The organism is Thalassospira sp. TSL5-1 (genome assembly GCF_001907695.1).
GTDB lineage: Bacteria > Pseudomonadota > Alphaproteobacteria > Rhodospirillales > Thalassospiraceae > Thalassospira.
In genome coordinates, this window is sequence record NZ_KV880638.1 from 1,202,663 (window position 1) to 1,223,304 (window position 20,642).

19 protein-coding genes are annotated in these 20,642 nt (G+C 55.0%); 10 read left to right on the top strand and 9 right to left on the bottom strand.

Annotated elements, in window-relative coordinates:
• The first annotated feature begins 9 nt into the window (after positions 1-9).
• From LF95_RS15095 to LF95_RS15130, 8 genes are all read left to right on the top strand, one after another.
• A complete protein-coding gene (locus LF95_RS15095; protein WP_073955849.1) occupies positions 10-855 on the top strand; it encodes a dihydroorotate dehydrogenase electron transfer subunit in 846 nt (281 codons plus the stop codon).
• Entirely contained in the window at positions 849-1,793 is a 945-nt protein-coding gene (locus LF95_RS15100) for a dihydroorotate dehydrogenase (protein WP_073955850.1), read from the top strand. Before LF95_RS15095 ends, LF95_RS15100 begins: the two co-directional genes overlap by 7 nt.
• The gene (locus tag LF95_RS15105) at positions 1,790-3,076 is read left to right on the top strand and encodes a Zn-dependent hydrolase (protein ID WP_073955851.1); all 1,287 of its coding nucleotides are present in this window, start codon (positions 1,790-1,792) and stop codon (positions 3,074-3,076) included. Before LF95_RS15100 ends, LF95_RS15105 begins: the two co-directional genes overlap by 4 nt.
• Positions 3,073-4,164 (top strand): dihydroorotase, encoded by a 1,092-nt coding sequence (gene pyrC / locus LF95_RS15110; protein WP_073955852.1) that lies wholly within the window; start codon positions 3,073-3,075, stop codon positions 4,162-4,164. The genes LF95_RS15105 and pyrC overlap by 4 nt, the downstream gene beginning before the upstream one ends.
• A gap of 1 nt (position 4,165) precedes the next feature.
• Positions 4,166-4,861 (top strand): orotate phosphoribosyltransferase, encoded by a 696-nt coding sequence (locus LF95_RS15115; protein WP_073955853.1) that lies wholly within the window; start codon positions 4,166-4,168, stop codon positions 4,859-4,861.
• A gap of 14 nt (positions 4,862-4,875) precedes the next feature.
• Positions 4,876-5,196 carry a hypothetical protein gene (locus tag LF95_RS15120; RefSeq protein WP_073955854.1) on the top strand — a complete coding sequence of 107 codons (321 nt, stop codon included), beginning with the start codon at positions 4,876-4,878 and terminating at the stop codon, positions 5,194-5,196.
• Positions 5,197-5,421: 225 nt separating this feature from the next.
• On the top strand, positions 5,422-6,369 hold the full coding sequence (locus LF95_RS15125; protein ID WP_073955855.1) for a 2-hydroxyacid dehydrogenase: 948 nt from the start codon (positions 5,422-5,424) through the stop codon (positions 6,367-6,369).
• Between the two features lie 81 nt (positions 6,370-6,450).
• Positions 6,451-6,834 (top strand): winged helix-turn-helix domain-containing protein, encoded by a 384-nt coding sequence (locus LF95_RS15130; RefSeq protein WP_073955856.1) that lies wholly within the window; start codon positions 6,451-6,453, stop codon positions 6,832-6,834.
• On the opposite strand, the gene modC is transcribed toward LF95_RS15130, so the two are convergent.
• The 8 genes from modC to LF95_RS15170 all read right to left on the bottom strand — a co-directional run bounded on the left by modC (position 6,831) and on the right by LF95_RS15170 (position 15,033).
• Complete coding sequence (gene modC / locus LF95_RS15135; protein ID WP_073955857.1) at positions 6,831-7,982, bottom strand: molybdenum ABC transporter ATP-binding protein; 1,152 nt, start codon at positions 7,980-7,982, stop codon at positions 6,831-6,833. The two genes, LF95_RS15130 and modC, sit on opposite strands and share 4 nt — an antisense overlap.
• Positions 7,979-8,680 (bottom strand): molybdate ABC transporter permease subunit, encoded by a 702-nt coding sequence (gene modB / locus LF95_RS15140; protein ID WP_073955858.1) that lies wholly within the window; start codon positions 8,678-8,680, stop codon positions 7,979-7,981. The genes modC and modB overlap by 4 nt, the downstream gene beginning before the upstream one ends.
• 15 nt (positions 8,681-8,695) lie before the next feature.
• Complete coding sequence (gene modA, locus LF95_RS15145) at positions 8,696-9,484, bottom strand: molybdate ABC transporter substrate-binding protein (protein ID WP_073955859.1); 789 nt, start codon at positions 9,482-9,484, stop codon at positions 8,696-8,698.
• A 126-nt stretch (positions 9,485-9,610) separates the two neighbouring features.
• On the bottom strand, positions 9,611-10,132 hold the full coding sequence (locus tag LF95_RS15150) for a hypothetical protein (protein WP_073955860.1): 522 nt from the start codon (positions 10,130-10,132) through the stop codon (positions 9,611-9,613).
• A gap of 54 nt (positions 10,133-10,186) precedes the next feature.
• Entirely contained in the window at positions 10,187-10,876 is a 690-nt protein-coding gene (locus tag LF95_RS15155) for an exonuclease domain-containing protein (protein WP_073955861.1), read from the bottom strand.
• 58 nt (positions 10,877-10,934) lie between these two features.
• Positions 10,935-12,809 (bottom strand): putative nucleotidyltransferase substrate binding domain-containing protein, encoded by a 1,875-nt coding sequence (locus LF95_RS15160; RefSeq protein ID WP_073955862.1) that lies wholly within the window; start codon positions 12,807-12,809, stop codon positions 10,935-10,937.
• 160 nt (positions 12,810-12,969) lie between these two features.
• Positions 12,970-14,736, bottom strand: coding sequence for a sodium:solute symporter family protein (locus LF95_RS15165; RefSeq protein WP_073955863.1), 1,767 nt, complete (start codon positions 14,734-14,736; stop codon positions 12,970-12,972).
• Positions 14,737-14,772: 36 nt separating this feature from the next.
• Positions 14,773-15,033: a DUF4212 domain-containing protein gene (locus LF95_RS15170; protein WP_073955864.1), complete on the bottom strand. Its 261-nt coding sequence runs from the start codon at positions 15,031-15,033 to the stop codon at positions 14,773-14,775.
• A 550-nt stretch (positions 15,034-15,583) separates the two neighbouring features.
• Between LF95_RS15170 and ettA the strand changes: the two genes are divergently transcribed.
• Positions 15,584-17,266 (top strand): energy-dependent translational throttle protein EttA, encoded by a 1,683-nt coding sequence (ettA, locus tag LF95_RS15175; protein ID WP_073956314.1) that lies wholly within the window; start codon positions 15,584-15,586, stop codon positions 17,264-17,266.
• Between the two features lie 151 nt (positions 17,267-17,417).
• Here the strand turns inward: ettA and LF95_RS15180 are convergent, their stop codons facing one another.
• Complete coding sequence (locus tag LF95_RS15180) at positions 17,418-19,223, bottom strand: autotransporter family protein (RefSeq protein WP_168173711.1); 1,806 nt, start codon at positions 19,221-19,223, stop codon at positions 17,418-17,420.
• Positions 19,224-20,146: 923 nt separating this feature from the next.
• On the opposite strand from LF95_RS15180, the gene LF95_RS15185 reads away from it, so the two are divergent.
• The gene (locus LF95_RS15185) at positions 20,147-20,617 is read left to right on the top strand and encodes an HD domain-containing protein (protein WP_073955866.1); all 471 of its coding nucleotides are present in this window, start codon (positions 20,147-20,149) and stop codon (positions 20,615-20,617) included.
• Positions 20,618-20,642 lie beyond the last annotated feature (25 nt).

Consider the following 20,642-nt stretch of genomic DNA (forward strand, 5'->3'; position numbering starts at 1 on the left):
AAACGTCCAATGACTGCCGCTGTCCTACATGTAACGCCGGATTCCATTCCGGCGAACGAACGGGTATTTGAAAGTGAATGCCTGGTCAAAAGCAATACGCCGGTAAATAACGACTATCGGCTGCTGATCCTCGATGCCCCGGCCGAGATCCTGAACTGCACGCCGGGCCAGTTTTTCCACATCCAGTGCCCGGTGCGCGGGGGCCATCATCCCTATCTGCGCCGCCCCATGAGCATCTATGGCTATTTCCCGGAAAAGGGCGAATTGCAGTTTCTCTATAAAATCGCAGGCGAGGGGACCGCTGCGTTAGCGGAGCTTAAAACCGGCGAAAGCCTGAATGTTGTGGGGCCGTTAGGCCAGGGCTTTCATATTGCTGATAACTGGCAAAACCTGTTGTTGTTAGCCCGTGGTGTGGGGCTGGCAACGCTGGCACCGCTGGCGTTGGAAGCACAGCGCCTGGGCAAAAAACTAACCGCGATTTGTAGTGCCCGTTCGCCTGAATTGCTGATGTCGATTGATTATTTCCGTGATTTGGGCGCGGAGATTATTACCGTCACCGATAGCGAAGGGACGTCTGATCTGGCCCATTTGCAGGGCGTGATTGAAGGCCTGATTGCCGATCAGGGGATTGACGCCTTTTATACCTGTGGGTCCAACCGATTGTTGAAGCTGCTTCAGGAAATCGGCGCCAAACATGGCATTCCTGGCGAAATTGCCCTGGAACAGCAAATGGCCTGCGGGCTGGGCATGTGCCAGTGCTGTGTGCGCTCTTTCCGGGCGGAAAGCGGCATTGTGCATAAACGGGTGTGCAAGGAAGGCCCTGTATTTGACCTTCAGGAGGCAATGGGATGGTAGATCTTTCCGTTCAAATCGGCGATTTGTGCCTGAAAAATCCGATTATGCCCGCCTCGGGGACATTCTCCGAGGATCTGGTGACGGTGTTTGACCTGAATTTGCTGGGCGCGCTGGTAACAAAAACCATCACGCGCGGCATTCGTCAGGGCAACCCAACGCCGCGTGTGTGCGAAGTGTCGGGATCGATGCTGAATTCCATTGGCATTCCCAGCAAGGGTGTTGGGCAGTTTATTGCCAATATGGTGCCGTTTTATCAGGCCTATAACAGCCCGCTGGTGGTTAGCATTTCTGGCAACACCGCCGATGAATTTGCTCGCCTGTGCGAAGAAATCAGTGTGCCGGGTGTGGCGGCGATCGAGGTCAATATTTCCTGCCCCAATATCGAGGAAGACGGCAAGGCCTTTGCCATGCGCCCGGCATCGACGCTGGATGTGATGCGCAAATTGCGTGCTGCGACCGACTTGCCGTTATGGGCGAAATTAACCCCCAATACCGGCGAAACATCGGACGTCGCCCGTGCCGCCGAGGAAGGCGGGGCCGATGCCCTGGTGGTTTCAAACACCATGCTGTCCATGTCGATTGACGTGCACTCGCGCAAACCGCGTTTGGGGAATTTGATGGGCGGGCTTTCTGGCCCGTCGCTAAAACCGATCAGCCTGCGCATGGCCTATCAGTGCGCCAAGGCGGTGGATATTCCCGTTATTGGCTGTGGCGGCATTTCCACCATTGATGATGTGCTGGAATATTTGATTGCCGGGGCATCTGCCGTGCAGGTGGGGACGGCGACCTTCATTCATCCGACTGTGATGGTGCAAATGATTGGCGAATTGGAAGCCTATCTGCGCACGCACAATATCGCTTCGGTCCGGGATCTGATTGGCAGCGTCCGTGACGAGGAAGCCGCCGACACCGTTGTCTTTATGGAGGCCGCACCATGAACACTATCGTTCCGCGATCAACCTTTTCGCAGCAGGACCGTGACCTTGTTGCCAGCCTGTTTGCCGATATTGGTGCACAAACCGCCGATACCGAAGGGGTTAGCCGCCCGGCTTATTCGGCCATTGAAACGGCCACGATTGATTATCTGGTGGAATTCGCCCGCAAACACGGGCTTGAAGTTGAATTTGATGCCGCCTGCAATGCGCTGTTTTCCCTGCCCGAAGACAAGGCGGCGGAGAAATTTGTGCTGGTTGGGTCACACGCCGATAGCGTGCCCAATGGCGGCAATTTTGATGGGTTGGCCGGTATTCTCGCCGGGTTGATGTGCCTGGTGCGTGCCAAAAACGAAGGCCGCCGCTTTTCCCGCCCGGTCAAGGTGATTGCCCTGCGCGGCGAGGAAAGTGCTTGGTACGGCCCGTGTTATATTGGCTCCAAGGCGCTGTTTGGCCTTTTGGGTTCAACGGAGCTTTCGGCTCGCCACAAGGGTGATAATCGCCCGCTGGCCGATCATATGGCCGAGATTGGCATTGATATGGCCCCGGTGAAGGCAGGGGAAAAGCTGTTTGATCCGTCGCGCCTGCTGGCCTATGTCGAACTGCATATCGAACAGGGTCCGCTGCTGGTGAACAAGGATTTGCCAGTCGCCAATGTGTCGGGCATTCGCGGTAATTTCCGCCACAAGGCGATTACGTGCATTGGCGAAGCGGGCCATTCCGGTGCGGTGCCGCGTGCCTATCGCCGGGACCCGGTGCTGGCCGCAGCGGACCTGTTCACCCGCCTGGATGACGACTGGGACACCATTTTGCAAAAGGGCGATGACCTGGTTTTAACCAGTGGTGTTGTCGGTACCGATCCGCAAAAGCACGCCATTGCCCGTATTCCCGATAGCATATCCTTTAGTCTGGATGTGCGCAGCCAGGATGCTTCAACGCTGGACGCGATGCGCGATTTGCTGCGTGCCCATATGCGCATTGTTGAACGCAACCGCAAAGTCCGGTTTGAACTGGACGACGAACTGGGCGTGGCCCCGGCCCTGTGCGATGGCGATGTGGTGGCGGGTATTTCGGCTGCCATGCGCCGCCTTGGGTTTGAGGATTATGTCATGCCCAGCGGGGCGGGGCATGATGCCGCCGTTTTTGCCAATAACGGGGTTCCGACCGGCATGATCTTTATTCGTAACCGGAACGGATCACACAACCCGCGCGAAGCAATGGAGATTGATGACTTCATGGCGGCAAGCTCGGTTTTGTATGAATATCTGATCCATTCGGAGGCCGCATGACCGCAACAGAATTGACGTTGCGCCGCCCGGATGACTGGCATTTGCACTTGCGCGATGGGACGACGATGCGGGCGGTGCTGCCCTATAGCAGTGCAAACTTTGCCCGTGCGATTATTATGCCCAATCTGGTGCCGCCCGTGGTGAGCGGGGATGATGCCCGGGCCTATCGCGACCGCATTTTGGCCGCCGTGCCCGCCGGGCATGATTTTACCCCGCTGATGACGCTGTATCTGACCGAAACCACCAATGCCGATGAGGTGGCAGCATCCTATGAGGCGGGGTTGATTTCGGCCCTTAAACTTTATCCGGCAGGGGCGACCACCAATTCCGATTCCGGTGTGCGCGATATTGACCACGTCATGCCGGTTTTGGAACGCATGGCCCTGCTGGGAATTCCGTTATGTGTACATGGTGAAGTCACCGACCCGGCGATTGATATTTTTGACCGCGAGGCGGTTTTTATCGACAAGGTGCTGCGCCGCATTGTTGACCGGGTGCCTGAACTGCGCATCATCATGGAGCACATCACTACCGAAGAAGGTGTGCAATATGTGTGGGAAAGTGGGGCCAATATTGCGGCAACCATCACCACGCACCATTTGATCATTAACCGCAATGCCATGCTGGTGGGCGGTATTCGCCCGCATTATTACTGTTTGCCGGTGGCAAAACGCGAAAAGCACCGCTTGGCCCTGCGCCGTGCTGCAACATCGGGCAATGGAAAGTTTTTCCTGGGCACGGATTCCGCCCCGCATCTCGATGCGCGCAAGGAAAGTGCCTGTGGCTGTGCGGGGATGTTTACCGCGCCAAACACCCTTTCCTGCCTGGCACATGTGTTTGAAGAAGAAGGCGCGCTTGACCATCTGGAGGCTTTTGCGTCATTGAATGGCCCAGCCTTTTATCGTCTGGTGCCCAACGAGGCGCGCATCAGGCTGGTTAAAAGGCAAACGCCCTTTGAGGTATCGGCTAAAATCGATACGGACGAAGGTTCGCTAACGGTATTTGATCCGGGATTTCCGCTTTATTGGCATCCCGAAGCGGCACTATCGGCGGATCAGGGCGATGCTGTAAACAAAACGAGGACCTGAGATGTTTTCCAATGCCTTTCCCGAACGTGCCCTGATGGCCGAAATGACGGCAAAAATGCTGCTTGAGATCGAGGCGGTACATTTTCGGGCCGACAAGCCGTTTACCTTTACCTCGGGTCTTGCCAGTCCGGTTTATATTGATTGCCGCAAACTGATTTCCTATCCGCGCATTCGCATGACCCTGATGGATTTTGCCGCCTCGCAAATTTTGCGCAATGCGGGCTTTCAGAAATTCCAGGCCGTTGCGGGTGGGGAAACAGCAGGTATTCCATTTGCCGCCTGGCTGGCCGACAAGTTGGCCCTGCCCATGCAATATGTGCGCAAAAAACCCAAGGGCTTTGGCCGCGATGCGCAGATCGAGGGGGATATCGTCGAAGGTGCGAATGTGTTGCTGGTCGAAGATTTGACCACCGATGGCGGCAGTAAAATCAATTTCTGCGAGGCATTGCGTCGGGCTGGTGCCAATGTCACCGATACGCTGGTGATTTTCTATTACGACATTTTCCCGCAAACCCGCGAAAAGCTGAAAGAACACGGGCTGGAACTGCACTGGCTGGCAACCTGGTGGGATGTGCTGGCTGTGTGCAAGGCCCAGAACTATTTTGACCCCAAAACCCTCGATGAAGTTGAAGCCTTTCTGACCAATCCGACCCAATGGTCGGGGCAGCATGGCGGGGCGACGGAAATTAATCTTTGAGAAGGGATACCAGAATGTACGAAAAATTGATCACCGTAATGCAGGGCGATGCCCTTGGCGTTCAGGCCTATGAAGAATGCAGTCGCATTGCCGCAACCGCCATTACCGAAAAATCGGGCGATGCCGCCCCGTTCTTGCTGCTGGGCATGATCGCCAACCGCTTTATCGATGCCTATCGGGACCAGCCTTTGTCGCGTAAAACCGCCGAAGACCAGGCCAAACGCTATGTCGAACTGTGCAGCGCCTTTCGCGAAGCCTTTGAAAAGGGCAGCGATGCCGACAAGCTGAATATTCTCAATGAAACCGCGCGGGCCTATAACGCCGAAACGCTGTAAGGGCGCAAATCGCATCCCGGATCAGTAGGTAATCTTCTGCATACTGCCGCCTGTTTTACGGGCGGCAGTTTTTGTATGTGGCCGCGAATAGATTGCTGTTTTTGAACAAACTTTCCTTCGGGCATTGCATGATGTGGCGGCTTGCGGGCATTGTGGTGGATATTCGTTATTCTTTGGTGGTCTTGCCGGTCTGGCAGCAGGATCGCCCTTCCGGGAGATTGAATCATGTCTGAAAACCATGACGTTCTTGTCGTTTCGCCTGCATTGCCGCATCAAATGGAAAAGCTGGCGCAGGAATATACCCTGCATCGCTATGACAAAAGTGATGACCGTGAAGCCCTGCTTGAAAGTGTTGCCGATAAGGTGCGCCTGGTGATGACAACCGCCGGGGTGGGGGTTTCGGTGGAATTGATGGATAAATTGCCGAAACTCGAAGTGATTACCAGTTTCGGTGTGGGATATGATTCCATCGATATTGCCGCCTGCACCGAACGCGGTATTCGTGTCACCAATACGCCTGATGTGCTTAATGATGATGTGGCTGACACCGCGATCATGCTGATGCTGGCAACCCTGCGCCGCCTTGTGGTTGGTGACCAATGGGCGCGCAGCGGCAATTGGTCAAAAAATGGCGCGATGCCGTTAACAACGACCTTAAATCGCAAAAAGGTTGGCATTGTCGGCTTGGGCCGCATTGGCAAGGCGATTGCCAGCCGGGCCGAACCGTTTGGGGTGGAACTGGGTTATTTTGGCCGTTCACAGCAGGATGATGTTCCCTATCCCTATTTTGAGGATTTGCTGAAACTGGCCGACTGGGCCGATGTGCTGGTACTGGCCTGCCCGGGCGGGGAGGCGACCCGCAACCTGATTGATATGAATGTGCTGCGTGCCCTGGGGCCGACGGGTTATGTTGTGAATATCGCGCGTGGTACGGTGGTGGATGAGCCTGCCCTGATTACGGCACTACGCGATGGTATTATTGCCGGGGCGGGGCTGGATGTTTTTCATAACGAACCGCATATGAACCCGTCTTTTGCCGATTTTGAAAATGTCGTGATTTATCCGCATCACGCCAGCGGCACAGTGGAAACACGCAATGCGATGGGGCAGCTTGTTGTGGATAATCTGGTGGCGTTTTTTGCCGGTAAGCCCCTGATAACGCCAGTGAACTAAAGGTATGAAGGATAGCTGGCGGGCCGTATATTCGGCCCGTTTGCCATTGGCAGGATCCCGGCGTTTGGATAATCTGGCCTGATGACACAGGGCAAAGACCTTAAAATCCGTTTGAAAATTGACCTGCCGGGCGGGGTGCGCCTTGGCTATGGCAAGGTTGATTTGTTGCGCGCGGTTGCCCGGGAGGCATCGATCTCCGCGGCGGCGCGCACGATGGGCATGTCCTATCGTCGGGCCTGGTTGCTGATCGACGAGTTAAATAAAAGTTTTGCCAGCCCGGTGATTGAAACCCGCATTGGCGGCAAGGCCCATGGTGGTGCAACGTTAACCGACATGGGTGAACGCATTATCGCCCTTTATCTGGCGGCGGAAGAACAGGCCAGGGTGGCAATGGCGCAAAACCTTGATGATCTTGCCCGTTGTCTGGTCCCGGCATCCGCGTCTGACGAAACGGACGATCTTTAGGACCCAATTTCGCGCAATTTGCCATCCACTGTGACCGATTTGATCACGGCATAAACCTGCTGACCAACTTCCAGTGACAGGCGCTGTGCCGACCAGTTGGTGATGCGGGCCTGGATGATCGGTGTTGTTAATGTTCTGCCCTTGGCGGCATGTCCCAGGCGAAGGGCGGCCTCGATATTGCTGGTGCCAACCGGGGTCAGGGCAGCAATGGTGGCGGGCAAAATGTTATTGGCGCTAATACCGTCGGGAATGGATGTTGCGATCATGACATCGCGTGCGCGAATATGCAGGCGGGTTTGTTGCGGGATGGTGCTGGCGTGGGTGGTCGTAGTGTTCGCCGAAGGTAAAAGCGGTACAATCAATTGATGCCCGGCACAGCCCAAATAGGTAATGCCGCCTTTGGGATCATGCCCTGTTATTGTCGCGGGGATCACCGCCCCGGCATCAAACTGCCCGGTTAACGGGGCCAGGTCGGTTTGGGCCAGAATATCAAATACCGACCCGCTGGCGCGCACGCGGCCCTTTTCCATGACCACGATATGGTCGGCCAGCCGGGCGACTTCATCAATTGAATGGCTGACATATAAAATTGGCAGGCGGCGCTGATCGCGCAGCGCCTCCAGATACGGCAGGATTTCTTCCTTGCGCGCCTGATCAAGGGCCGACAAGGGCTCGTCGAGCAATAAAATATCCGGGTTGCCCAACAGCGCACGGCCCAGAGAGACACGCTGCCTTTCCCCACCCGAAAGTTTTGCCGGGCGGCGCGACAGCAAATCGCCAATACCCAGCATGGCAATGATGGCCTCGATCTCATTTTCGGGCAGGGGATTTGCAGACCGGCGATGGGCAAAAAACAGGTTTTTGCGCACGGTTAAATGCGGAAATAAGCGCGCATCCTGAAACACATAGCCCACCCGCCGTTTGCGGGGCGGTAAATGGATTTTCGTCCCTTCATCAAAAACCGTGCAGTCATTGAGGGTAATGGTCCCGGCATCGGGTCTGATTAACCCGGCAATGGCGTTGATCAGGGTGGTTTTACCGCTGCCCGAGGGGCCAAACAGGGCCGTAATGCCCGGCTGGTCCACGGTGAAGCGCGCCTGTAAATCAAGGCTTCCGACCTGATGGCGAATGTCGATTTGAAGGCTCATGAGCGGACCTGCCCGGTCAGTTTCTGGCGGATGCCGCGCATCGCCATTTCCGAAATGATCAATCCGCACAGGGCCAAACCAATCGAAAGTGCGGCAAGCCGGGCGGCCGCCAGTTCGCCCCCCGGTGTTTGAATGGCGGTATAAATCGCCAGTGGCAGGGTGCGGGTTTCGCCGGGAATGTTGGAAACAAAGGTAATAATCGCGCCAAATTCGCCCAGGCTGGCACTAAAGGCGGTAATTGCCCCGGCAATGATGCCGGGCAGGGCCAGGGGCAGGGTGATGTTTATAAACCGGTCAAACGGCCCGGCACCCAGTGTTTCGGCGGCCTGATGCAGGCCGGGATCCATATTTTCCAGCGCAATGCGTATGGCACGCACCTGAAAGGGAAAGCTGACAATACCTGCCGCCAGCGCCGCCCCGCTCCAGCTAAAGACCAGGCGAATATCAAATGTATGAAGCAGCCACGCCCCGATGGGCGCACGGGTGCCAAAGCTGATCAGCAGCAAATACCCCATTACCACCGGCGGCAAAATCAGCGGTAAATGCACAATGGCATCAAGCAGAAACCGGCCGGGAAACCGCCCGAATGTCAGCGCGCTGGCCGCCAATATGGCAAAGGGCAGGGCCCCTGCCACGGCGACAGCGGCAATTTTCAGGCTTAACAGCAGGGCATCAATTTCGGCAGGCGACAGCGTCATGGGGGATGGGGCCTGTTATTCTTGCGGCATGCGAAAGCCATATTGGCGGAAAACAGCGCGTGCATCAGGTGATTTCAAAAAATCCAGCAGGCCGGTGGATGCCGGGTTTTTCATACCTTTCATCACCGCAACCGGATAGGTGATGGCAGGATGGCTGTTTGCCGGGAAAGTCGCAATAATTTTAACGCCCTTGCTGATCGCGGCATCGGTACCATACACAATGCCCAGCGGGCTTTCGCCGCGTTCCACCAGGGCCAGGGCGGCGCGCACATTATCGGCCCGTGCCAGGCGGGGTTCGGTTTTTTCCCACATGCCAAGGTTGCCCAGTGCCTGTTTGCCATAGATACCGGCTGGCACATGGTCCGGGTCGCCCATTGCAATGCGGTCATCCTTGCCAATCAGGCGGGTCAAATCGCTTTTGCCGCTCAGCGTTATATCGCCCAGTTTGCTGTCTTTCGGTGCAATTAATACCAGCGAATTACCCAAAAGGTCGCGGCGGGTGCCTGTCTCCAGCAGGTCCTGGTCCGATAGCCAGTCCATCCATTTTTCATTGGCGGAAATAAAAATTTCTGCCGGGCCACCCGCCGCAATCTGGCGTGCCAGGGTGGATGAACTGGCAAATGACAGGCGCACATGGTCGTCCGGGTTTTGTGCCTCATAGGCCTTGGCAACATCGCCCATTGCGTCGGTCAGGCTGGCGGCGGCAAAAACGGTTATGTCCCTGGCATGGGCAAAGGCGGGCATAACGAAAAGACCAATTCCTGCTGCCAGGCACAGCAGCGGGCGGGGCAAAGGGCTGAACATAGGGGGCTCCGGTTATCAATAAATCAATTATCGCTATATTTCATTGGATATAACGATAGGTCAAGCAACCTTTGGCCCGTCAGGATTGCGAACCGGAGAGGCAGGGGTGAAAATGGGGAGGGCTGCTTAATTCTGGCAGGCGGCCTTCAGGGCCGGGTCGTTGGCCGCCAGCGGTTCCATCTTGATGTCGTCTGTCGGAAAGCCGTTATGATCAAGGTTTGTGGCGGGGGTAATGAAGCCTGCCTGCTTGCTATCACAATCAATCAGCCGGGTCGTTGCCATCGCCGGATGGCCCTTTTGCAAATACACCGTTGTGATTTGTTTTTGTAACGGGTTTTGCGGGTTGGCAACATTTTTGCCCGCATCTATTGCGGTAAAGCGATCGATGGGCGGGTTGATCAGCGTCCAGGGTTTATAGGGCGTGTTGGCGGTAAATGTTTCGGTGACAATGACATTATCGGGCAGACGGGCCGAAATGCGGTCAAACCAGCTATAATCATCCCAGATCATATAACCAAACATGCCAAGGGCGGCGGTGAGCGGTATCAGATATTTGGGGGCCTTGCGCCCGGTCAGGCGAAACCCCAGCATGATAATGCCCGCGCAGGCAAAGCCGACCACGATGGTGGTGAAAATAAAGACAAACATGGTGCCAGATTCCTGCTTTTGCGGCGAAGTGCGCGGTAAAACCCTGCCAATGACTTATCGCAGGACACGGTCCAGCTCAAGTTCGCCTTTAGGATCACGCTTGTCGATCTGGGCCAGAAAAAGTTCGGCCGTGGCAATGGCATCGGTTAGGGCGTTGTGGGCGCGATAGGGGGGTAAATTATGGGTCTTGCGCAGGTTTTGCAGTTTCAGTGCCCCACTTTTGAGCGGGGTGCCCTGGCGATGAATATCGCGCAGGCCCAAAACCAGTGTATCCACAGTTGGCATTTGCAGCGAGGCCCCATAAAGCCGTTTGCAGGCCCTTCCTAAAAATCCCAGTTCAATCGGCGCGTGATGTGCCAGCAGGACGCGCCCGGCCAGTATCGGCAAAAGCTGACGCAGGATGTCATCGATATCGGGCGCATTTTCCAGGTGGCTGTCCAAAATGCCGTGAATAACGGCAGAGCTTTCGCGTACATCACGGTTGGGCCGCACCAGCGTATGATGCGCACTGGACAAATCCACCCCGCGATTACGCACAACCACCCAGCCAATGCTGATAATGGCATCCTTTTTCGGGTGCAGGCCGGTGGTTTCCAGGTCAACTGCAACAAATTCCACATCGGAAACCCGGCGTTCCGGGGCAACCGGGGGAATGTCGTAAAATTGCGCCAGCGGGCCTTTGGCGCGGTTGCGGTTCCAGCGCCGGTAAAACTGGCTGTCTTTTAGCTTTTCCTGAAGACCCATATTCTATCCTGCATTGCTTTTATATCAAAGGCGCTGTGCTCGCCGGGTTTTGTTATCATCAGGTGCCGCTTTTGCCAAAGCTGCTTTCAAGCGCGGATTGCAGTGTTTTTATCACGTTAAAGGCATCCTTGAGGTGACTTCGCTCGAAGGCGGAAAGGCTTTCGGGATGTAAAAAGTTGTCGGGCCGTTGACCATCGCGAATTTGCGCGACCTGGTGTTTCAGGCGGGTAATGCTGATAAATTCATAGGCATCCATCAAATCGCGCGCGCCTTGCGCGCTGATCGAACTGGTATGCAGGGCGGCTTGCAGGCGGGCAGTGGTATTTACCGCCGCAATGCCATTGCCCAGCGCATGAATGCGGGCAATATCAACAATCGGCACCACGCCACTATGTTTCATATCCAGGGTGCGGTCATGCTCGCCCCCCCGGATCATGACAAAGTTGCGGAAAAACCCCAACGGCACCTGATGGCTTTGGGCATTGCCGACCATAAAGGCCAGGAAAATGCGGTTGCCCGATGCCATTGTTAAAATTTGGCGGTGCAATTGCTCATACAGGCTTGTTTTGCCATAAATCGGGCGCAGGTCAAACCAGACCGAACACAGCATTAAAGCCTTGGGTTCCGGGCTTTGGATCCAGGTGGTGAAATAACGCTGCCAGGTTGCCACTGACTGGCGCCATTTTTCGGTTTTCGCCATCATTTCGCCCGGGCAATATACATAGCCCGCGGTGTTTAGGCCATCACAGACAAATTCCGCCAGATTGCGGAAATAGTCGCCATGTTGGGCGCTGTCATAGGCATCATCCAGCATCAGGCAGTTATCCTGGTCGGAAATGGCGGTTTGTTCCTGCCGTCCCTGTGAGCCACCAGCAAGCCACACATAGGGGACGGGTGGGGGGCCAAATTTCTGTTCGGCCAGTTCCAGCAATCGCGATGTTACGGTATCGGCGAGCGTGGTCACGATATGCCCGGCATTTTGCGATGTCGCACCGGCATCAATCAACTGGCGTAACAGTTCGGGGATTTGCGCAATCACACCGGCCATATCGGCAGGATTGTCCATTTTGCTGATTTGCCCGGCCATATAAACCGCCGACAAAGACTGGCGCATTAACAGGTTGGTGGTGGTAATGACACCAACGGGTGTGTCTGCGCCCGGGGCCACGACCGGCAAATGGCGGATATTATGCCGTGTCATGGTCAGCAGGGCATCAAAGGCATAGGCATCGGGGGCGATGGAAATGGGGTTGGGCGTCATGACGCGGGAAACCGGGGTGGCATAATCCAGCCCCTGGGCCACTACGCGGTTGCGCAGGTCGCGGTCGGTGACAATTCCGGCGATTTTGCCAGCCTCGTCTGTCAGAAGCAGGCAGGAAACACGTTCTTTGTTCATATGCTGCCCGGTTTCGAGCAGGGTTGCGGTTTGCGGCAGGCTGACCACATCACGGCCAATCAGGTCTTTGACCTGCAGGCTCATCAGTTTTAGCTGGTCTTCGTCGCGGGCCTCGGCCATTTGCATGCCGCCGCGCAACCGTGCTCCGCCCATTAATTCAAAGAAATAGGCAAATTGCGGGTGCTTGCCAGCCAGATCGTGAAAATCGCTTTCGGGCAGTTGGTAGACCAGGGTGTCTTCAATGGCCGTGATGCGGTTGGCGGCCTTGCCCCCGCGAAACATGGCGCGCACGCCAAAACATTCCCCTTCCGACAGGCGGGCGAGCAAATGGCCATCGGGCGATTGGGTTTCAACCGCACCGGTGCGCACAATATGCAAATGCAGACAGGTAATATCGGGTTGTAAAATGACCGACCCCTTGCGGAAATACCGTGCCGTCAGGCGCGCCGGGATCTGGTCCAGCGCACTGCCCGGCAGCAGGTCAAACGGGTGATGGGCTGCTAAAAAATCGCGAATGTCTTTTAACTCAAGGCTCATGTCATTCCCCCGCGTGCAAATGGGTCGGGTCGCGCGACCGACAATATCACGTTTCAATTGCACCAACCCTAACGCAAAGACCCCCGCATGTCTTTGACATCGCGAGGGTCCCTGTTCATTTTGGCCGAAATTTTTTCAACCAGAATGTGTGTCGCCGGTTTTAGTGGTCAACAGCTGCCCCGGCTCCTTTGGGGATACGGATTTGCTCGACCATGTCCTGAATATGCAGTGGCGGTTCTTCCGTCATTTTGGAAACGGCAAAGGCCACAATGAAATTCAGCAACATGCCAACCGCACCAATGCCTTCCGGTGAAATGCCAAACAGCCAGTTTTCGGCGGTATTGGCAAGGAGCGGTGTGATGAACACACCCTTATAGGCCACGATATAGCCCATCGTGAAGACAAGCCCGGTCAGCATCCCGGCAATGGCGCCCTCGCGGTTCACCTTCTTGGAGAAAATCCCCATGATGATGACCGGGAACAGCGATGCTGCCGCCAGACCAAAGGCAAAGGCAACCACCTGTGCGACAAAGCCCGGCGGGTTATAGCCCAGATAGCCGGCAATGCCGATGGCAACGGCTGCGGCAATGCGGCCCGTCATCAGTTCCTGCTTTTCGGTCATATCGGGCGTAAAGGTGCCTTTCAAAAGGTCATGCGAGATGCTTGATGAAATCACCAAAAGCAGGCCCGCGGCGGTTGAAAGGGCCGCGGCAATACCCCCGGCAGCCACCAGTGCGATCACCCAGTTTGGAAGCTGGGCAATTTCCGGGTTGGCCAGCACCATGATATCGCGGTCGACCTTCAGTTCATTGCCTTTCCAGCCATATTCGGCGGCCTTGGCGGCAAAGTCGGCATTGGCATCGTTGTAATACTGAATGCGGCCATCACCGTTTTTGTCTTCAAATCCCAAAAGGCCGGTGCTTTCCCAGCGTTTCATCCAGTCCGGGCGCTCTTCAAATACCAGGTTGCCATCGGGCGACCCTACCGGGCCGGTCTGCACCGTTTCGGTCAGGTTCAGGCGGGCCATTGCGCCCACAGCCGGGGCGGTGGTGTAAAGAATGGCAATGAAAACCAGCGCCCAACCGGCAGATGAGCGGGCATCACGCACCTTAGGTACGGTAAAGAAACGGACAATAACGTGCGGCAGGCCCGCCGTGCCGACCATCAGCGCCAGGGTAATGGCGAAAATGTCGATCGTGGATTTGTTGGTGGTGGTGTATTCTAGGAAACCCAGTTCGGTCACGACCTGGTTAAGGCGTTGCAGCATAAACTCGCCGGTCCCATTCACCGTGGAACCAAAGGCCAGCTGCGGGATCGGATTGCCGGTCAACTGAAAGGCAATGAAAATTGCCGGAACAGTATAGGCCACGATCAGCACGCAATATTGGGCCACCTGGGTATAGGTCACCCCCTTCATGCCACCCAGCACGGCATAGATGAACACAATGCCCATGCCAATGACCAGGCCGGTCAGAAGGTCTACTTCAAGAAAACGCGAAAACACAATGCCAACGCCGCGCATCTGGCCTGCGACATAGGTAAAGGAAATGAAGATCAGGCAGATAACCGCAACAATACGCGCCGTTTTTGAATAGAAACGGTCGCCAATAAATTCTGGTACGGTGAATTTGCCGTATTTACGCAAATAAGGTGCGAGCAACATCGCCAGCAGGCAGTAACCGCCCGTCCAGCCCATCAGATAAACCGAGCCACCATAGCCCAAGAAGGCAATCAGACCGGCCATTGAAATGAACGACGCCGCCGACATCCAGTCCGCCGCTGTTGCCATGCCGTTGACAACCGGGTTCACCCCGGAGCCAGCCACATAAAATTCGCCAGTCGTGCTGGCCTTTGCCCAAATGGCAATACCGATATAAAGCGCGAAGCTTAAGCCCACAGCAATATATGTAAGGGTCGTAAGATCCATTTAAATGCTCCCCAATACAAATTGGCCTGCGCGGGCCTATTCGTCTTCCCGGACGTTAAACTCACGATCCAGCTTGTTCATCTGCCAGACATAAACGAAGATCAGTGCCACAAAGACATAGATCGACCCTTGTTGGGCAAACCAGAAACCAAGCTGGAAACCGGCAATTGAAATCGTATTGAGGGCATCGACAAACAGAATGCCGCAGCCATAAGAGACAACAAACCAGATGACCAGTAGGGTCAGCACCAGTTTGACATTGCGTCTCCAGTATTCTGCGCCGGATTTGTCTTCCATTGCGCGTCTCCTTCCTCGGATATGAACCTTCCCGTGCCGGGTTGGGTAATATTGTTATTGATCACCCGGACTTTAGAAAAATGCAGTGCGTGATCGCGCTGGTTGCACGCTGCACCATCCAATTTTCCTAACAGCTTTGTGCCTTGACCATGAACTAACCCTTAGTCGAATAAATCTGCGGGTTAATATGCTGCGTTAGAAAAAACATTTTTAAAACAGGGCGTTGATTGATTTTGGTGCGGGTCCTGACAGATCGGGATTCGACTAAAGTCTTGCCAGGTCAGGCGGGATAGAAGCCCCTTAAAGGCTTTTTCAGGCTGTGTGGTTGCACATTGCACGCTAAATGCCAGATCAGATAAACCTGTATTGCCGTTTGATCATCGACTGGATCATTAAAATGCTGCCATTGATTGGAACATGGCAGGTATCGGGTGTGAAATTGCCGGTTTTGGTTCTTTGCCGTTGTTTGTAAGGGGCAGCTCGGTTACAAACGGCGCACAATATTTGCCCCGCAATTATGGGGCGCGGTTCATTTTGGATGGGGAATTTAATGGCATCCTACCAGTATATTTACGTCATGAAGGACCTGACCAAGATCCTTCCGGGTGGTCGCGAACTTTTCAAGGGCATTACGCTGTCCTTCCTGCCGGGCGTTAAAATCGGTGTTCTCGGGAATAACGGTGCCGGTAAATCGACGCTGCTTAAAATCATGGCAGGCATCGAAAAGGATTACGCCGGTGAAGCATGGCCGGCAGAGGGTGTGAATGTCGGCTACCTTGAACAGGAACCGCAGTTGGACCCGGCAAAAGACGTTTTGGGCAACGTGATGGAAGGGTGCGGGCAGGTTGTTGACGATCTGGCGCGTTTCAACGACATCAGTGCAAAATTCGCCGAACCGATGACCGACGATGAAATGAACGATCTGCTGGCCGAGCAGGGCGAGCTTCAGGAACGTATTGATGCCGCCAATGGCTGGGATCTGGAGCGGACGCTGGAAATCGCGATGGACGCCCTGCGTTGCCCGCCCAAAGATGCCGACGTGACCAAGCTTTCAGGTGGTGAACGCCGCCGTGTCGCACTTTGCCGTCTGCTTCTGGCCAAGCCGGACATTCTGCTGCTTGACGAACCGACCAACCACCTTGACGCTGAATCCGTTGCCTGGCTTGAACGTCACCTCGAGGACTATCAAGGGACTGTTATTCTGGTTACCCACGATCGTTATTTCCTCGATAACGTGACCGGCTGGATCCTTGAGCTCGACCGTGGTCAGGGCATCCCGTATGAAGGCAACTATTCATCCTGGCTTGAACAGAAACAGAAGCGTCTGGCGCAGGAAGCCCGTCAGGAAGGCAGCCGTCAGAAGCAGCTGGCTTCGGAACTGGACTGGATTCGTCAGAACCCGAAAGGCCGTCAGGCGAAATCCAAGGCCCGTGTTCGCGCCTATGATGATCTTGTCGCCGAAGCCGCAAAGGCCGTACCGGATTCAACCAAGATCGTTATTCCGGTGTCCGAGCGTCTGGGCAATGAAGTGATCACTGCCGAAGGCCTGACCAAGGCATTTGATGATAAACTTCTGTTTGAAAACCTTGATTTCCGCCTGCCGCCGGGGGGTATTGTTGGGGTGATCGGTCCGAACGGGGCGGGTAAAACTACGCTGTTTAAAATGCTGACCGGTGCTGACACCCCGGATGCCGGAACGCTGAAGATCGGTGAAACTGTCAAGATGGGCTATGTTGATCAGTCGCGTGATGCACTTGATCCGAACAAAACCGTCTGGCAGGAAGTGTCGGACGGGCTGGACGAGATCCTTTTGGGTAAACGTCCGATGAGCTCGCGGGCCTATGTGTCGCAGTTCGCCTTCAAAGGTGCCGACCAGCAGAAAAAAGTCGGTCAGCTTTCCGGTGGCGAGCGGAACCGCGTCCACCTTGCCAAGATGTTGAAATCGGGCGCAAACGTTCTGCTGCTTGACGAACCGACCAACGACCTTGACGTTGATACGTTGCGTGCCCTTGAAGAAGGTCTGCTGGAATTTGCCGGTTGTGCCGTGGTTATCTCGCACGATCGTTTCTTCCTTGACCGTATCGCCACCCACATCCTGGCCTATGAAGGCAATTCGCATGTCGAATGGTTTGAAGGCAACTATCAGGAATATGAAGCCGATTACAAACGCCGTTACGGTGAAGAGGCCACCCGCCCGCACCGCATCAAATACAAACCGCTAACCCGCGGTTAATCCGGGCGTTTATCGCGATTGCGACTTGATCAGGGCCATCCGGGAATTTCCGGGTGGCCCTTTTTTATGGTCTGTAATGTATCGCGCCAAAAGAAAACGGCGGTCCGTCTGAACCGCCGTTTGATCAGGGGATTTCAGAACAGTGCCCGTCTTAGAAATTCCAGCTCGCCTTCAGCGTTGCTGTCTGGCTTTGATAACCAGCGCGTAATTCGCCATCATATTCCAGCCGAATATCGGTGCTGTCCGTTGCCGCCAGCGACAGGGCCGCGCCGATATGCACGCCGTCGGATGGCAGTCCTTCGGTTTCAACCGAATAGGCCGCCCCGCCGATTTGTCCGGTCGATGTCTGGGCGCTATCGGTATAGTCATGCACCCATGCTGCCGAAATTTCCGGGGTGAGTGTGCCATAGGCGGTATCAAACTGCCATTGTGCACGTGTGCCAAGTTCCTGGGTCACAACATCGCTGTTTTGCGCATCAACCGACAGGTTGGCCGATCCGGCCCCGGTTTCGTCATAGGACTCGTTGCGCGCATGAATCCAGCGCAGGCTGGCAAAGGGCGTAAGGGTGGTATTGGCGCCTACGGAAAAATCATACCCGGCCCGGGCGCGCGCCATATATTGCTGGCCGTCATAATCGGCACCGGCGGTTTGGCCGAGGAACGAGACATTGCGCTTTTGATCAAAATGGTTCCAGCCAAATCCGGCCTGTCCATCAAGGCTCAAACGGCCCAGTCGATAGGTGCTGTAGGCGGTGAGCTGATAGCTATCAAGGCGCTGGGTTGATCCGCTGGAATCGTTACTGCCATCGGTCCAGGATCGCAGCCAGCTAAGCGCGACACCGCCCAGCAGGTTCGGTGTGATCATATGGTCAAAGCCAGAGGTCAGGCCGAAACTTTTGCTGGTAAAGCCGTCATTATCCGAACTTCCGGCCAAATGGGATGATCCACCCAGGAACTGCCCCCACAGCGCGCTATGTGCGATGTCATTCCCGGCAGCCTTGCCCGCCCCGGCATGGGCCCCGCCATCACCGCCCATCACCAGTTGCTGGTGGGCATCTACCGCGCCCAGCACAATCGATGTTGCCTGGGCCGACATTTGCATGGTGTTGGCGGCATTGGCCGGGGCAAGCTGTTTGATGGCGGCCCCCTTTTGCTGTTCGGTGGGCAGGCTGTCAATCACGGCCAGAACGTTGCTTTGGAAGGCCTGCGCCTGGGCGGAGTTTCCGCCGTTAAGTCTGTCAAGCACACTGCCAAACGGGGAAGCAACCCCGCCTGTTGCCTGCCCGACCGGGCTGTATTTGTCCGGACCCTTTATCAGTGTCGCGACCAGATTGCCGCCATTTTCTTCGGTCGTGGCCGCAAGGCCGCGGGTGCCAGTGATGGAAACCGATGTAATGCTGGTACCGCCTCCTAAATCGCCCACACTGACAATGGTGTAGCTGTCACCCGCTTTGAGGTTGCTGCCCTGAAGGACCAGTGTGGTATTGCTGATATTGGCCTGCCCCGTCACATTCAGCACCCCATGCTGGCTATCGCTGGTGATGACGGAGACCAGCCCGCCGCCGGTTTGGGTATAATTGCCGGTGATGTTGATGGCATTGGAGAGCTTGATTGTCGCAGTATTGACCTGAACCTTGTTGCCGCCAATATTAACGTTATCATTGAGCCAGATGTAGCCGTGGTCGAAGGTCAGATTGGCAGCAGTGTGAGTAATATTGCCAATGTCTGCGCTGCCCGTATTCCCGGATGCGCCGGTGAACAATCCGTATGAAGAATTTCCGCCGGAAATTGTTAATCCGGACCCGGACAGATTAGCGATTGCGCCCGCAATTTTACCGCTATTGGTAAGGGAAACGATTTGCGTGCCGTTGGTAATCAAGAGGGTAGCAATTCCACCGGAGATGATTGTGCCGCCGTTATTCAGGCTATTGATTTTAGCACCAGCGTCTAACCGCATACCAATGAAATTGCCCGTGATTGTGCCGTTATTTGTAAGTGTTTCAACGGTGTTCGCGTTTAAGCGCAGTCCTATTTGAGCTTCAATCAAACCCGTGCTTTCGTTGGTAATGGTTTTTGTCGGACCAGAAGAATATATTCCAGTAGAGGTGTTTTTTATTGTTCCGCGATTGACAATACTGCCGACCGTCGCGGCAAAGGAAAGGCCACTCTGACCAGTTATTTGGCCGTTTGTATCGTTAATAAAAGAGGTTATGGACCCGTTGCCGATCATAACTGCCGCCGAACCTGATTTGATTGTACCGGAGTTTGCGATCGTTCCGACGTCAACCGAATTCAAATTGATTGCAGCTTGGGTGGTCGAGGAGATCTCGCCAAGATTTGTAAGATTGCCTAAGGCATTTGCATGAGCATTAGTGGAGATAGCATTGCTGGTGACTGTGGTTGCAATAGTGCCGTTCGATCCAACCTCAATATTGCCGCCTGTCCAGGAAACACAGTCTGACGTTCCGGAAATTACGGTATCAGAAGATACTGTGACGGGGGTACAGCTTTCTCCAGCCTGTGCTGATGGCATGAGCACAGGACACATTCCAAGAGCCGCCAGTGACGCCGATACCAGCAGGTTCACACGCATTTTTCCATTATACGCGAATCGTGCCACGAAAATTTCCCCCGAAAATTGGACAGATTGCCGTTTTGCAGAGCGACCAGAATGCTGGCCGAATTCCCTCAAAAGAATAGCTTCCTAAACTTATGTGGACTGATTTGGAAATGCTCCAGAAAAATAATCTGACAGATTCTGACAAATCAGGATCTGTTCGGTTTTGATCTGGAAGGTTTTCAGTTTTTACGGGTATTTGTCATTTTTACGCGAAATGACGTAATCTGTGATGCTGCTAATTGTTATATTTTGGGGAAAGAATGGTTTCGGTTATTCAGCAAATTAAGCAAGCCCGTGACTGGGCACGGCGTTTCCATGCAGGTCAGGTGGACAAGCTGGGCCGGGATTATATTGATCATGTTGCCGATGTAGCGAAGCGCGCCAGCGTGCATGGGCGTGAGGCGGAGATTGTCGCCTGGCTGCATGATATTGTCGAGGACACACCGGTTACGCTGGCCCAGATCGAAGAAACCTTCGGGGCGGCGATTCGTGAAGGTGTGGAAGGCATGACGCGGCGCGCAGGTGAGGATTATTTTGACGATTACCTGCCCCGTTTGCAGCAAAACGCTTTGGCCCGTATTGTGAAACTGGCCGATATGCAGCACAACATGGCCAAGCTGGATGATTTGCGCGCCGTAAACCCGACGGATGCCAAGCGCCTTTCGGAAAAATATGCGCGGGCGATGGCGTTTTTAACCGGGCTTCCAATACAGAAAGGCCCGCAGGGATAAACCAGCGGGCCTTTGAAACGGTGTG

Excerpts from the sequence above, each read along its gene's own strand:
- LF95_RS15095 (WP_073955849.1), top strand. The coding sequence starts at position 10 with ATGACTGCCGCTGTCCTACATGTAACGCCGGATTCCATTCCGGCGAAC.
- LF95_RS15100 (WP_073955850.1), top strand. The coding sequence starts at position 849 with ATGGTAGATCTTTCCGTTCAAATCGGCGATTTGTGCCTGAAAAATCCG.
- LF95_RS15105 (WP_073955851.1), top strand. The coding sequence starts at position 1,790 with ATGAACACTATCGTTCCGCGATCAACCTTTTCGCAGCAGGACCGTGAC.
- pyrC (WP_073955852.1), top strand. The coding sequence starts at position 3,073 with ATGACCGCAACAGAATTGACGTTGCGCCGCCCGGATGACTGGCATTTG.
- LF95_RS15115 (WP_073955853.1), top strand. The coding sequence starts at position 4,166 with ATGTTTTCCAATGCCTTTCCCGAACGTGCCCTGATGGCCGAAATGACG.
- LF95_RS15120 (WP_073955854.1), top strand. The coding sequence starts at position 4,876 with ATGTACGAAAAATTGATCACCGTAATGCAGGGCGATGCCCTTGGCGTT.
- LF95_RS15125 (WP_073955855.1), top strand. The coding sequence starts at position 5,422 with ATGTCTGAAAACCATGACGTTCTTGTCGTTTCGCCTGCATTGCCGCAT.
- LF95_RS15130 (WP_073955856.1), top strand. The coding sequence starts at position 6,451 with ATGACACAGGGCAAAGACCTTAAAATCCGTTTGAAAATTGACCTGCCG.
- modC (WP_073955857.1), bottom strand. The coding sequence starts at position 7,982 with ATGAGCCTTCAAATCGACATTCGCCATCAGGTCGGAAGCCTTGATTTA.
- modB (WP_073955858.1), bottom strand. The coding sequence starts at position 8,680 with ATGACGCTGTCGCCTGCCGAAATTGATGCCCTGCTGTTAAGCCTGAAA.
- modA (WP_073955859.1), bottom strand. The coding sequence starts at position 9,484 with ATGTTCAGCCCTTTGCCCCGCCCGCTGCTGTGCCTGGCAGCAGGAATT.
- LF95_RS15150 (WP_073955860.1), bottom strand. The coding sequence starts at position 10,132 with ATGTTTGTCTTTATTTTCACCACCATCGTGGTCGGCTTTGCCTGCGCG.
- LF95_RS15155 (WP_073955861.1), bottom strand. The coding sequence starts at position 10,876 with ATGGGTCTTCAGGAAAAGCTAAAAGACAGCCAGTTTTACCGGCGCTGG.
- LF95_RS15160 (WP_073955862.1), bottom strand. The coding sequence starts at position 12,809 with ATGAGCCTTGAGTTAAAAGACATTCGCGATTTTTTAGCAGCCCATCAC.
- LF95_RS15165 (WP_073955863.1), bottom strand. The coding sequence starts at position 14,736 with ATGGATCTTACGACCCTTACATATATTGCTGTGGGCTTAAGCTTCGCG.
- LF95_RS15170 (WP_073955864.1), bottom strand. The coding sequence starts at position 15,033 with ATGGAAGACAAATCCGGCGCAGAATACTGGAGACGCAATGTCAAACTG.
- ettA (WP_073956314.1), top strand. The coding sequence starts at position 15,584 with ATGGCATCCTACCAGTATATTTACGTCATGAAGGACCTGACCAAGATC.
- LF95_RS15180 (WP_168173711.1), bottom strand. The coding sequence starts at position 19,223 with ATGCGGTTAGACGCTGGTGCTAAAATCAATAGCCTGAATAACGGCGGC.
- LF95_RS15185 (WP_073955866.1), top strand. The coding sequence starts at position 20,147 with ATGGTTTCGGTTATTCAGCAAATTAAGCAAGCCCGTGACTGGGCACGG.